The following is a 12,547-nucleotide window of genomic DNA, read 5'->3' on the forward strand; positions in this document are numbered from 1 at the left end:
TTTCGCCATAAGAAAATCCCCTCCGGTAGATCAGTGCTTTTCTCCATCTTACCAGATGGACTTTTTTCACTGTCTACCTCAAGGGGATAATACCACAAGGGACGTTTTTTTCTCTAAGAAATCCGCGGATCTCCGGCTATGGATTATTTTTGCATCTGTGGGGGTACTTGAGGACGCATGATGACCTGATTATAAATGACCCCCTCTGGAGCAGTTACGATGTGCCAGATGGCTTCGGTCACCTGCTCAGCGGTGAGTGCGTAAGATTTCGGGTTCTCGGAGAACTCCGTCTGGATCGAACCGGGGCAGATGGTGTTAACTTTGACTTCATGTTTCTTCAATTCTTTGGTGAGCACATCGGCGAGGGCCATCAGTCCAAACTTGGAGGCGCAATAGCCACCGCCACCGGGGAAAGCTTCGATTCCGGCAACACTGGACACGTTGACGATGTGTCCTTTGCTTGGGATGAGATGGGGGATAGCAAATTTGGAGGTCAGGAAAGGCCCCTTCAAATTGACGTTCATCATCAGATCCCAATCTTCTTCCGACAGCTCCGGAATCGAGCCAAAACGTCCTACCCCTGCGTTGTTCACCAAGATATCCAGCTTTCCAAACTGATTCACGGTGGTGTCGATCAGGGATTTCACCTGATCAGCCTGGGTGAGATCACAGGTGAAAGGGAAGATGTGACCGGAAAATTCCCCGGCAAGTCTCTCCAATGCATCTGTACTGCGGGCGGCGGCCACGACTTGGGCTCCCCCCTGGGCAAAACGGCGGGCGAGACTGGCTCCCAGTCCTTTGCTACCCCCGGTGATAATCACTATTTTTCCTTGTAGATCTGCCACAGAAAACCCTCCTTGGCATACAGTCGACATATACTATCACTTTAACCGATGGGGTAGGAAGATCAACCCCTCATAAGAAAAGCACCACGACCAGGGCTGTTGATTAACCAGAAAATGGGCGGCGGAAGGGAGTCGTGTGCTGCCAAAGCGACCTTTGCGCCACAGGCACTACAATTTGAAGTTAAGGATGCGCCACAGGCACTACAATCTAAAGGAGCTGAAGCTCTAGATGAAGGTAGCACCACAGGCACTACAATCTCGATAGCAAGGTTGCCATCCTACCCAGCGGAGAAGTCTTACGAGAGGGCGTTTAGGGGCAACATTCTCCCCTGTGTTGCTTCCGTAAGGCTTTGCCCCTGCCCGATGGTCAGATTTGGAGCGGCCAGTTTTCACTTCCTTGCCGGATGGCAACGGTCGCGTGGGTGAACACGATCTCCCCACCCAAAATATGGCTAATCAAGACGCCTGCACCACGAAACTTTTTTCGCGGTGCTTGGTTTAGTAGTTTACAGGTCAATGGCGGTCACTTGTTGGATTTCCTCCATCGCCTCCAAGCTTTGCAATAGCTCTGCGGGGATGGGTTTATCCACGGTTAACATCATGATCGCCGATCCTCCTTGACCGCGTCGGCCTACCTGCATGGTGGCGATGTTGACGTCTCCCCTGCCGAGGACCGTTCCGACCCGTCCGATGGCACCGGGTTGATCCCGGTGACGGATGAGGAGCAAATGTCCGGAAGGTTGGACATCGACAGAGTAGGAGTCAATCTGGACGATCCGGGGACCCAATCCGTTTAACAAGGTGCCAGACAGGGAGGATTCACTTCGGTTGGTGCGGATTTGCAAATGGATCAATTGGTTGAAACCGTGACTTTGAGATCTTTTCTGCTCGGTGACGCGGACGCCTCGTTCTTTGGCGAGGTGGGGAGCATTTACATCATTGACTTCCGCCAGATAATGGGAGAGGGCTCCTTTCAGGATGATGCGGGTTAAAGGTGAAGTGTCCACTTCGGCCAAATCTCCGGAGTAGGTGACCATGATTTCATCCAGAGCTCCGTCGACAGTCTGAGTGGCAAAGCTCCCCAGCTTTTCGGCCAAATTTTGATAGGGACGCAGTTTTTCCTGCAATTCCGCTGGGATGGAGGGGAGGTTGACCGCATTTTTAAAGGGTTCTCCCCGTAAGATGTGAAGAATCTCTTCAGACACATCGACGGCCACATTTTCCTGGGCTTCGCGGGTGGATGCTCCCAAGTGAGGCGTAGCGATCACTTGGGGGAGTGTGAGGAGAGGATGTTTCCCAGGCGGTTCCGTCTCAAACACATCCAAGGCTGCCCCCGCCACTTTTCCGCTTTGAATCGCATGGAAGAGTGCATTTTCGTCGATGATGCCCCCTCGAGCACAATTAAGTACCCGGACACCCTCCTTCATTTTAGCGAAGGCGTCAGCATCGATCAGATGATGAGTCTCTTTGGTCAGGGGAGTATGGACGGTGAGAAAATCAGCGGCGGTAATCACTTCCTCCAAGGTCGCTTGCTGAATCCCGGCTTTTTTTGCCCGCTCTGCGGTCAAATAGGGATCGAAGGCGACTACGTTCATGTGGAATGCGCGAGCCCGCTTGGCCAATTCGGTCCCGATTCTTCCTAAACCGACAATACCCAGAGTTTTGTGGTTCAATTCCACGCCGACAAACTGTTTCCGTCTCCATTCTCCCTGGACGAGGTCCCGGTACCCTTGGGGAATGTTTCGGGCCAGCGAGATCAGCATTGCAAAAGTGTGTTCCGCAGTGGAAATCGTATTGCCATCGGGGGCGTTCACCACGAGGATCCCACGGGCGGTGGCGGCAGAGATGTCGATATTGTCCACTCCGACTCCAGCGCGGCCGATCGCTTTTAAGTTTCCTCCCGCTTGTATCACGGGGTCTGTCACCTGGGTCTGACTCCGGACGATCAAAGCGTCGGCGGTGGAAACCTCCTCTAACAGCTGCTCCATAGACAGGTCTGTTTTTCGGATCACTTCCACATCCGGAGCTTCCAACAGTTTTTCAATTCCTTGATCGCTCAGTGGATCAGTGATCAGTACTCGAAACATGAATCAGTTCCTCCTCTGCTGCTTGAATTCCAGCTCCGAGCTTGACAGGGGCTCCCAAACGGGCAAGTGCTACTTCGATGGCGGTGACGGCGGTTAGCATATCCAGAGGATCCGCATAACCCATATGTCCGATGCGGAAAATTTCCCCCTTCAGGTGTTGTTGTCCCCCGGCGACTCGCAATCCGAGCCGGCGCAATTCTTGGCTCAGGTCTGTAGCGGACCAGCTGTCTCCACCCCGGACAGCGGTAACTGTGGGGGAGGCGTCCCGGTCATCGGTTAACAGAGTCAGGCCAAGGGCCCGCATCCCAGCCCGAAACACATCTCGCATTAGACGGTGCCGGGCAAAGATGGTTTCCAATCCTTCTTCTTCGATTATGTTGAGAACCTCCTCCAATCCAAATAAGAGGGAGACGGTTGGAGTAAATGGAGTGGTTTTATTTTGCAGGCTGTTGCGATATTTGCGGAAGTCCAGGTAGAACCGGGGATGGGGATTGGTTTCAATCCGTTTCCATGCCCTGTCGCTGATGGCGGCAAAGGCGAGCCCGGCTGGTAGCATCAGTGCTTTTTGCGATCCGGAGACGAGGATGTCGATCTTCCAATCCTCTACACCCGCTGGGACACCGCCGATGCAACTGACTCCGTCGGCGACGATGAGGGCGTCGGTCTGTTCTCGGATGACGGTGGCCAGCTCCCGGATCGGATTAAGGACCCCAGTGGAGGTTTCACAGTAGGTGAGAAATACAGTTTTCACCTGGGGGTGTTTTTTCAGAAAAGAGGTCAGTTCCTCCGGGCTGCAAGATTTTCCCCAGGGAATGTCCAAACGGCGAAGAGTGACGTCCATAGAAGAGAGGATGTTGGCGAACCGGTCCCCGAAGGCACCGGTGACCACTACGGCGGCTTCATCCCCCTGGGACAGGGTGTTGACGGCAGCGGCTTCCAAAGCGGAGGTTCCACTTCCAGCCAGGAGCAATACAGGATTTTTCGTGCCGAACACCGGTGCGAGGCGGAGACTGATCTCTCGGACCAATTGGGAACAGTCCGGATCCCGGTGGCCGATCATCGGACGGTTCATGGCTTGCTGGACTCGAGGGGGAATCGGTGTAGGTCCCGGAATTTGCAGACGAAATTTGTCTTTTAACACAGTTTCTCTCCTCCTTTGATACATAAAGAAAGGCCTTTCGTTCACACCTGACCTGAAGACAGGTGAGGGACGAAAGGCCGTGTTGCCACCCTCATTTACTCCGGCTTTGCAGCGGGAGTCTCGGTGGGTTCATAAGAACCCTGGGATAACGGATCTTCCGATCCGGTCTACTGGTTTTCAACCGGATGACTCAGGAGTGCTCCATCGCGTCGGGAACGCCGATTTCCAGCAACCATCGGCTCTCTGGGCTTCCTTTTTCCGCAATTTGGCTCCGTCATGGTCTGTAGCTCATCAAAATGTTGTTACTTACTCTAGCACGGTAAAGTAAGAGTGTCAACCGCTGAAAACGGGATGTCCTAGGAAAAGGTGAGTGTGATACCATGAAAGTACACTTTTCTTCAAGGCTGTGGATCTCTGGGAAAGGGATGTCGGGGGAACAGGATCTCTCCTGGCGGCAGATAGGTGGGTCTACAGAGTTCAACAAGAAAGGAGGAGGGCTGTGCAGTCGGTGGAAGCGGTGGATTTGTCAGGATTAAATGCGGGGCAGCGAGAAGCTGTCACTTTGGAGGGGAAATCGGCGGTGGTATTTGCCGGTCCCGGCAGTGGCAAGACGACGGTCTTGACCCGGCGGGCAGCTTGGCTGCTTTCCCAGGGAGTGCCGGAAAACCGGATGATGGTAGTCACCTTTACCCGAGCGGCGGCGCAGGAAATGAGGCGACGTTTGTTGAAACAGTCTGGCGGTTCGTCTGGGATCACCATCGGCACTTTTCATTCTATTTTTCTCCGGTTGCTACGAAATGCCGGTGTAGCCATTCCTCGCCTAGCCGGGGAGCGGGAACAGACTGGATTGATCCGGGAGTTGTTGATCGAGTCAGGCAGGCCTGCCGACGAAGAAGCGGTTTCCAACACCCTGAGTCAGATCGGATTTTGCAAGGGGAATTTGATGTTTCCTGAGCGCATGAAGTTGAAACAAGCAAAAAATATCGCTTTCCGCGAACTGTTTCAGGCGTATCAACAGGGATTGGAGCAACGGGGCATTTGGGATTACGACGATATCCTGCTTCGGTTTCACGATGGGTTACGCAAGGAACATTTGCTGCAAAGGCGATTTCTATACATATTGGTGGATGAATTTCAGGATATCAACCGGGTTCAGATGGAAGCGATCCGTCTTCTGCTTTCGGAGGAGGGGACGCTCTTCGCTGTAGGGGATGATGATCAGTCTATCTACGGGTTTCGGGGAAGCGATCCGGAATATATGTTGAATCTACCGCATACGCTCCCAAACTGCACCCGGATCGTTTTGACTACCAATCATCGGTCGACGGAGCCGATTATCCAGATCGGGCAGCAACTGATTGCTCACAATCGCCTCCGCCAACCGAAGAAAGTGGAAGGAACAGGGAAAGCGGGAGGAGCTCCCCGCTGGTGGAAACCGGTGGATGAAGAGGATGAAGCCGGTCAGATCCTGGGGATCTTGAAGGATGGGATGGAGACGGCGGTTCTTTACCGGACTTCCACTCAAGCCCGTGCAGTCATCGATACCCTGGTACGGGCGGATATTCCCTTTGCTGTTTCTCCTGGAGATGCCGCTTTTTATCGGCGCTGGCAGGTGATAGATGTGCTGAGCTATCTTCAGCTGGCCCACGATCCCGATGATCTGGATGCTCTGGTACGGGTGATCAATCGTCCGAAGCGGTATCTTTTTGGTGAGGAGTGGCTGAACGAGCTCCAAGGGATTTCCCGGGAAACGAGTCTTCCCCTGCTTCTGTGCTTGCCTCAACTGAAGGGATTGGAAAGCTATCAAATCAAACACCTAGAACGGATGGTGCAACAAGTGACAGCCTTGCAGGGCGAACCTCCTACAACAGCGGTAGATCGGGTCCGGCGGGAGATTGGATATGATACTTTTCTTTCCGCGATGGCGAGGGATTTGGGTCTTGATTTTCAGACACTGGCGGAACCGGTGGATGAGTTGTCGATGGCGGCTACAGCCCATCGTAAGATCGAAGACTTTTTGCTTCACATCGAAGAGGTGGATCGGAAGGTGAGGGAACAGCCGAAGTCGCCCCGGGTTCGGTTGATGACGTTGCACAAGTCGAAGGGACTGGAGTTTGACCGAGTGATTCTCATCGGTCTCCATGCCATGGTGCTCCCCCATCGTCGAAGTCTGCAAGTGCCGGAGAAAATGAAAAATCGGGCCTGGGAGGAGGAGCGGCGGTTGTTGTATGTGGGACTGACCCGAGCCCGTCAGGAATTGATTCTATCCGTCAGTGCTACGCGTCAGGGAAAGCGGGTAGGACCCTCTCCTTTTCTAAAGGAGATGGGATACACCAGTGAAGAAGAGAAGCCTGTGGCACAGCCTCCTTCCCGGCGTCGCCCTGCCGATCCGAAACAGCCTCAGCTCCGATACACGGGAGAATCTTTACAAGAAGGAGATGTTCTCCTTCACTCCCTCTGGGGAGAGGGAGTGGTTACACAGGTGGATTCCTTGGAGGGGACCGCGCCGGGTCGCAAGGTGACGGTGCGCTTTGGAGATGAAATCCATACTCTTCACTATGAGTTATCTCGTCAGTTGGGGTTGTTAAAAAAGAAAAGGGGAGAATGAAAAAACCAGCGTAGCCCAACCGTTGTTGGACCGCTGGTTTTTGTTTTAACCGGAATACCGTTCCAGGCTTTCTTGGTACAGGCGATGGGCGACGTCCACTCCTTGCCAGCCTTGGATGTCAGTCTTTTTGTTTTCCAGAGCTTTATAGACGTCGAAGAAGTGTTCAATTTCTCGCAGGGTGTGGCTCGGAAGATCTTCCAGAGTCTGCACGGAGTCCCAGCGAGGATCATCTACAGGAACACCCAGCAATTTTTCGTCTTTCCCTTTATCATCGGACATCAGGAGGACGCCGATCACACGGGTTTGGATGACACATCCGGGGAAAGTGGGGAAGGTGGTCAGTACCAGGATATCGAGAGGGTCACCATCTTCCGCCAGGGTGTTTTCCAGATAACCGTACTCTGTGGGGTAATGCATGGGGGAATACAGCACCCGGTCCAGGCGAAACACGCCTTTTTCCTTGTCATATTCGTATTTGTTCTGACTGCCGGTGGGAATTTCGATAAAGGCGTCTACTGTGAGGTGTTTTTGTGTCATCTCGGGAACCTCCTTGAAGGTATGTACGTGTCTATGTCAGGGAAAAAAACCCTACCCAATATTTTATTCTTTATAGGTAGCTGAATCAATCCATAACGGCACAATTTTCGAATCATCATGGTACAATGAATGAAATGTGTCACTTCTCCACCAAATTCCCTGTGAATTCCTTTGCAAAGATGTACGTCAACGGGGAACTGGAGGATGATTATGGACAGGGGGATCTGGTGGTCAATGTGGATGGGGGACTAGCCGAGTCCCTGCATTTGGGGGCATAAAAAATGCTACCTGTTCAGGTAGCGATCTGATCTATGATGACAAGACTGTTGATGAACCAGGAAATCTATCGTCCCCCGTCATAAGTCTTTGTGGAGGACAGGAAAGATCTCTTGCCAAACCCGCACAGCGAGATCAGAAGGAAGAAACCAGGTCTCCGAAGTGCGAAAGCCAATCAACATGTCTCTAATTATTCTTCTTCCAGTTTGATCGAATCTGTCGGACAGCCCTCGAAGGCATCGTAGACGTCCTCGTGAAACTCTTCGGGCACCTCGGCGGTTCCGGCATTGTCATCTAGGATCACGTATGCGATCCCTTCATCATCATAATCGTAAACGTCGGGAGCGGCGGCCCCGCAAGCCCCGCAGGCGATGCAAGTATCTTTATCCACCCAAGTGCGCATGATTTTTCCCCTTCCGAATATATGAATCCAGGGCTGTTGATGAACCAGAAAATGGGCGATGGGAGGGCAGAATTCGACCTTCCTGCCCAAAATATGGATCATCAACACGCTTGATAGGAATCCATAGATTTAAGCCAACTTCCACAAACATTTTAGAACGGTTTTTGCTTATTTGCAAGAGAAGGTGATGAAAAGAAGTATTTTAAGAAAGGGGGAATTCATAGGTGGAGGAGGAATCGAATCATCGGAAAGCCCGGCTTCTTCGTTGGAACCTTTATCTCACTCAGTTGCTGGTTCTTCTGGTGGCTGTGGTTCTTCTTTGGCTTCAGGGTCGCTTGACAGCAGAATTGTGGCTTCCAGCAGGATGGAAGATGTGGGCAGTGGGTGTTGCTTCTGGTCTCGTGGTGGTGGCTTTCGATTGGATTCTTCAACGAGGGGTTTCTGAGGAACAATTGGATGACGGGGGACTCAACCGTTTGTTGTTTCAAAATCTCTCTTATGTGGAAATCTTGTGGGTCACAGCTTGGGTGGCGATCGGGGAAGAGATGCTGTTTCGGGGAGCGCTTCAGCACTGGTTGGGCATGATTGGTAGCAGTCTGCTTTTTACTCTGATTCATTTTCGGTATCTGAAGCAATGGATTCTGTTGGTCAGTCTCTTTGGGATCAGCTGTCTTTTGGCGGGGTTGACGGAATGGACGGGAAGTTTAACCCCTGCTGTAGTGGCACATTTCACCGTGGACGCCCTTTTGGGTTTCTCTATTCGAAAGGGGAGGGAGGCTGGAGGGGGCATGTTTTCAGAGGAGACATGATATATTGAAAGGGAGGGGGTGGATGGGATCAGACTTTGGATGCGGGTGATTGTCGTATGGGGACTCGCTGGGTTCGCCGCGCTTTTGATGCCTATGGGTTCCCGGTCGGTTCCTTCCTACTGGGAATATATCAATCTGGAGACTCTGTTTGCTGCAGGCCTGATCCTGCTAGCCGGGCGGCAAGTGATTAAGGTGTCCGCTAAATCGCTCTCCTATTTTCTGTATCTTCCGCTACCGATCAGCTCCCCAGTGCGTTGGCGTTTCCTGCTCCCTCTGGCGGTGGCTTGGGGAGCTGCACCTCTGCTCACTTTGCATATCCCGGTGGTCGGATGGGTGACCCTCCTGTTTTTTGCAGGGAGGGAAGCGATCAGCTGGAGAGAAAAACAGCTGGCGTTACGGGAAACTTTCCGTCAGTCATCTTGACAGGGACGGTGATTTTGTTATATCACTTAAAGGTGTTTGTTTTGAGGAGAGGTGTCCGAGAGGTCGAAGGAGCACGATTGGAAATCGTGTAGGCGATCATATCGTCTCGAGGGTTCGAATCCCTCTCTCTCCGCCATCTGGGTGAAAAAAGACGGAATCCCGGTTGCGAAGTTCCGGGTTCTTTTTTTATAAGCTTTAAAACCAGGTGAGCTCCTCGCATGTCCAATTGGTTTTTGGTATGATGGATGCACGGAGTGAACGAGCCTTCCAGGTGGAGAGTAGGTCTCAACCTCAGGGGAGGATTGTACGGTTGTTCAAGCAGTGCGGTGAATGGGAAAAAGGAGACCTGAAACGCGTAACGAAGAGTGCTTCACCCTCATACGCTGTATTGTGCGGGTCTCCAGCGAGGGAGGGTAAACCATGCGTGTCGAGCGACTCAGCCGAGACAAAATCCGCTTTTTTTTATCCATGGATGATCTGATGGAACGTGGGATTGAAAAAGAAGATATGTGGCGGGACATCCCAAAGGTACATGAACTATTCAATGATATGATGGATCAAGCCTACCAGGAACTTGGCTTTGAGATCTCAGGTCCTGTCGCTGTAGAAGTATTTGCCTTGCCAGCCCAGGGGATGGTGGTGGTGGTCTCTCGAGGAAGGACCCCATCTCGGGAGGAATTGGACGATCTGGACAGCGATGATATGTATGAATTGGAAGTGACACTGGAGGAAAGTGATCAGGTTGTCTTCCAATTTGCGGACTTTGAAGATTTGGTACAGGCGGCAGACAGTCTTCATCGGCTGATCGGTTCTGGCGGCAGTGTTTATGCATACCGCGATCACTACTATCTCGTTCTCGACACGGAGATGGAAACAGAAACCCTCCAGAAGGGGATCGCTGTACTGTCTGAATACGGAGAGGCATCTACCTGTACCGAACACGTACTTGAGGAATATGGAAAAACTATCTGGGATGGGGATGCAATCGGGGAGATCGTCCGTTATTTCTATTGATTCGATTTTGACGACCGCGGAAAAAACCGCGGTCGTTTTATATTTATATCAGTTCGGTTCCGGTTATGCCAGCAGGAGCGTTGATAATCTGGTAATATTCCGTCTGTCGTAAACTCTTCCAGTCTCCTTCCCAGACTCCGGGGAATGCCCGCTGGGAAGACAGATGTTGGGTTCGGTGTTGTTGCAGAGCGTTCATGATTTGCCTGCGGAAGGGCGTCACCTCAACTCGGTGTGTGACTTCTGAGAGTGGAGTGGTGTGGACTCCAGGAAGAGGGGAGTCCGATTCGGGGATCACCGTATAGTACAAATGGATCTTCAATTCGTCGTCTAAGCGGGTGAGAGCTTCCCGGGTGGCTCGTTGGATGACTTGATGATCCGGGTGACCGGAAATTCCGTGAGGTGGAAAGGTGACCACAGCCTGGGGTGCTTCCAGTTGGATCTGGCGGGCAATCTCGTCCACCAATTGCTGAAAGGGGATCCTAGACAATCTTCCATCTCCGTAATCCCGCAGGATGACCCGGTCGATTCCCAAAACTTGAGCGGCTGCCTCCAGTTCCCGAGAACGAACTTCGCCTAATTCTTCTTGGGTGCACAGAGGTGGGTTGCCGGGCTTGCCCGCCTCTCCTCTCGTTGTGCAAAAGAGGACGATTTCGCAGTCTGACTGCAGGGCATATCGGGCGATCGTTCCGCCGGAGGCAAATGTTTCATCATCAGGATGGGCATAAATGAACATCAATTTTCTTTTCATGGGACGCTCTCTCCTTCAGGGTCAGGTGTGTTGATTAGCTAAATTTTGGGTAGGAAATCAGGTCGAAATGGGGGGACGGTGAAGAGCCTTTACGCTCTTTGCAAGAGATCGTAGTCTTCCCCCATTCCCGTCCCCTCAAGCGATATTTTGTGATGGGGGGCAATGGGAAGAACGAAAGGGTCATTTCGTTTCCGTCATCCACTTTATGGTTCATCAACAGCCCTCCTTCAGGGTTGATTATAACAAAAAAGAGGAAAAAGTCGGAATCGGAAATGGTGTTACCTTTCTTGTGTGAACTGGTGTATACTTGGATATGGATTGACGGGAATTATTTTTTTTTGAGGTGGTCAGGGATGGAACAACAGTCGGAAGCCTCCAATCTGGAGCAAAAAGAAGAAAATCTGGATGTTCTCGTTTCCACGCAAACTGTCATTAAGCGGGCTCTGGATAAGCTGGGGTACCCCGAACAGGTTTACGAGTTATTAAAGGAACCGATGCGGCTGATGCGCGTTCGGATCCCGATCCGGATGGACGACGGCTCGGTTCAGGTTTTTACCGGCTACCGTGCGCAACACAATGATGCGGTCGGCCCTACCAAAGGGGGCGTTCGTTTTCACCCGGGGGTTACCGAAGGAGAAGTGAAGGCGCTTTCAATTTGGATGAGCCTGAAGGCTGGTATTGTGGATCTTCCCTACGGTGGGGGGAAAGGCGGGATTATCTGCGATCCCCGCAAGATGTCCTTCAGGGAATTGGAACGCCTTTCCCGAGGATATGTTCGCGCAATCAGTCAGATTGTGGGACCGACCAAGGATATTCCGGCTCCTGATGTGTTTACCAACTCCCAGATCATGGCCTGGATGATGGATGAATACAGCTTGATGAGGGAATTTGATTCGCCTGGATTCATCACGGGTAAACCCTTGGTTCTCGGGGGCTCGCAAGGCAGAGAGACGGCGACGGCCAAAGGGGTAACCCTGATGATCCGGGAGGCGGCCAAGAAGCGGAATCTGTCTCTGGAAGGTGCCCGGGTCGTGATCCAGGGATTTGGAAACGCCGGCAGTTTTCTTGCCAAGTTCATGGCTGATTCTGGGGCCAAAGTGATCGGGATTTCGGATGCATATGGAGCTCTCCATGATGAGAAGGGTCTGGATATCGATTACTTGTTGGATCGTCGGGATTCCTTTGGAACCGTGACCAATCTGTTTAAGGAAACGATCACCAATGAGGAGCTTCTGGAACTGGATTGTGATATTCTGGTCCCTGCTGCGGTTGAAAATCAGATCACAGCGGCGAATGCCCACCGGATCCAGGCAGATATCCTAGTCGAAGCGGCCAACGGCCCCACGACTTTGGAAGCCACCCAGATATTGAGCGAGCGCGGAATTTTGCTGGTTCCGGATGTGCTGGCCAGTTCGGGTGGAGTGACTGTCTCCTATTTTGAATGGGTGCAAAATAACCAAGGCTACTACTGGTCTGAGGCAGAAGTCCTCCGGAAAATGGAGGATATTATGGTGCAGTCCTTTGAGAATGTATACCAAACTGCTCAAACGAGGAAAGTAGATATGCGCTTGGCCGCTTATATGGTCGGAGTTCGCAAGATGGCGGAAGCCTCTCGTTTCCGTGGTTGGGTCTGATTTTTCGAGGATGACACAGAAA

Annotated in this window: 11 protein-coding genes and 1 tRNA gene; 6 read left to right on the forward strand and 6 right to left on the reverse strand. The window is 52.1% G+C overall.

What is annotated here, in order from left to right; all coding sequences use genetic code 11:
* Positions 1–143 precede the first annotated feature (143 nt).
* The 3 genes from JOD24_RS13170 to JOD24_RS13180 form a co-directional block, all read right to left on the reverse strand.
* Entirely contained in the window at positions 144–845 is a 702-nt protein-coding gene (locus JOD24_RS13170; protein ID WP_380166102.1) for an SDR family oxidoreductase, read from the reverse strand.
* A gap of 506 nt (positions 846–1,351) precedes the next feature.
* Positions 1,352–2,932, reverse strand: coding sequence for a phosphoglycerate dehydrogenase (gene serA, locus JOD24_RS13175; RefSeq protein ID WP_429247066.1), 1,581 nt, complete (start codon positions 2,930–2,932; stop codon positions 1,352–1,354).
* Positions 2,910–4,073: a pyridoxal-phosphate-dependent aminotransferase family protein gene (locus JOD24_RS13180; RefSeq protein WP_380166096.1), complete on the reverse strand. Its 1,164-nt coding sequence runs from the start codon at positions 4,071–4,073 to the stop codon at positions 2,910–2,912. The genes serA and JOD24_RS13180 overlap by 23 nt, the downstream gene beginning before the upstream one ends.
* Positions 4,074–4,572: 499 nt before the next feature.
* Here JOD24_RS13180 and JOD24_RS13185 point away from each other — a divergent pair, with 499 nt between their 5' ends.
* Positions 4,573–6,681: an ATP-dependent helicase gene (locus tag JOD24_RS13185; protein ID WP_429247067.1), complete on the forward strand. Its 2,109-nt coding sequence runs from the start codon at positions 4,573–4,575 to the stop codon at positions 6,679–6,681.
* A gap of 45 nt (positions 6,682–6,726) precedes the next feature.
* Here JOD24_RS13185 and JOD24_RS13190 read toward each other — a convergent pair whose 3' ends face one another.
* Together JOD24_RS13190 and JOD24_RS13195 are read right to left on the reverse strand one after the other, a co-directional pair.
* A complete protein-coding gene (locus JOD24_RS13190) occupies positions 6,727–7,218 on the reverse strand; it encodes an inorganic diphosphatase (protein WP_429247068.1) in 492 nt (163 codons plus the stop codon).
* A gap of 466 nt (positions 7,219–7,684) precedes the next feature.
* Positions 7,685–7,897, reverse strand: coding sequence for a ferredoxin (locus JOD24_RS13195; protein WP_380166090.1), 213 nt, complete (start codon positions 7,895–7,897; stop codon positions 7,685–7,687).
* A 224-nt stretch (positions 7,898–8,121) separates the two neighbouring features.
* Between JOD24_RS13195 and JOD24_RS13200 the strand changes: the two genes are divergently transcribed.
* The 4 genes from JOD24_RS13200 to JOD24_RS13215 all read left to right on the forward strand — a co-directional run bounded on the left by JOD24_RS13200 (position 8,122) and on the right by JOD24_RS13215 (position 10,143).
* On the forward strand, positions 8,122–8,706 hold the full coding sequence (locus JOD24_RS13200) for a CPBP family intramembrane glutamic endopeptidase (RefSeq protein ID WP_380166088.1): 585 nt from the start codon (positions 8,122–8,124) through the stop codon (positions 8,704–8,706).
* Positions 8,707–8,724: 18 nt separating this feature from the next.
* Positions 8,725–9,129, forward strand: coding sequence for a hypothetical protein (locus tag JOD24_RS13205; protein WP_380166086.1), 405 nt, complete (start codon positions 8,725–8,727; stop codon positions 9,127–9,129).
* A 45-nt stretch (positions 9,130–9,174) separates the two neighbouring features.
* Positions 9,175–9,265: transfer RNA gene (locus JOD24_RS13210), tRNA-Ser, on the forward strand.
* Between the two features lie 284 nt (positions 9,266–9,549).
* A complete protein-coding gene (locus JOD24_RS13215) occupies positions 9,550–10,143 on the forward strand; it encodes a genetic competence negative regulator (protein WP_429247069.1) in 594 nt (197 codons plus the stop codon).
* Between the two features lie 43 nt (positions 10,144–10,186).
* On the opposite strand, the gene JOD24_RS13220 is transcribed toward JOD24_RS13215, so the two are convergent.
* Complete coding sequence (locus JOD24_RS13220) at positions 10,187–10,891, reverse strand: PIG-L deacetylase family protein (RefSeq protein WP_429247070.1); 705 nt, start codon at positions 10,889–10,891, stop codon at positions 10,187–10,189.
* Between the two features lie 353 nt (positions 10,892–11,244).
* On the opposite strand from JOD24_RS13220, the gene JOD24_RS13225 reads away from it, so the two are divergent.
* Positions 11,245–12,525 (forward strand): Glu/Leu/Phe/Val family dehydrogenase, encoded by a 1,281-nt coding sequence (locus tag JOD24_RS13225; RefSeq protein WP_380166080.1) that lies wholly within the window; start codon positions 11,245–11,247, stop codon positions 12,523–12,525.
* Positions 12,526–12,547: the final 22 nt, after the last annotated feature.

Origin of the sequence: Kroppenstedtia sanguinis (assembly GCF_050433445.1) — a bacterium.
GTDB lineage: Bacteria > Bacillota > Bacilli > Thermoactinomycetales > DSM-45169 > Kroppenstedtia > Kroppenstedtia sanguinis.

Bases quoted from the DNA above. Each gene is read 5' to 3' on its own strand.
- serA (WP_429247066.1), bottom strand. From the start codon at position 2,932: ATGTTTCGAGTACTGATCACTGATCCACTGAGCGATCAAGGAATTGAA.
- JOD24_RS13190 (WP_429247068.1), bottom strand. From the start codon at position 7,218: ATGACACAAAAACACCTCACAGTAGACGCCTTTATCGAAATTCCCACC.
- JOD24_RS13195 (WP_380166090.1), bottom strand. From the start codon at position 7,897: ATGCGCACTTGGGTGGATAAAGATACTTGCATCGCCTGCGGGGCTTGC.
- JOD24_RS13215 (WP_429247069.1), top strand. From the start codon at position 9,550: ATGCGTGTCGAGCGACTCAGCCGAGACAAAATCCGCTTTTTTTTATCC.
- JOD24_RS13220 (WP_429247070.1), bottom strand. From the start codon at position 10,891: ATGAAAAGAAAATTGATGTTCATTTATGCCCATCCTGATGATGAAACA.
- JOD24_RS13225 (WP_380166080.1), top strand. From the start codon at position 11,245: ATGGAACAACAGTCGGAAGCCTCCAATCTGGAGCAAAAAGAAGAAAAT.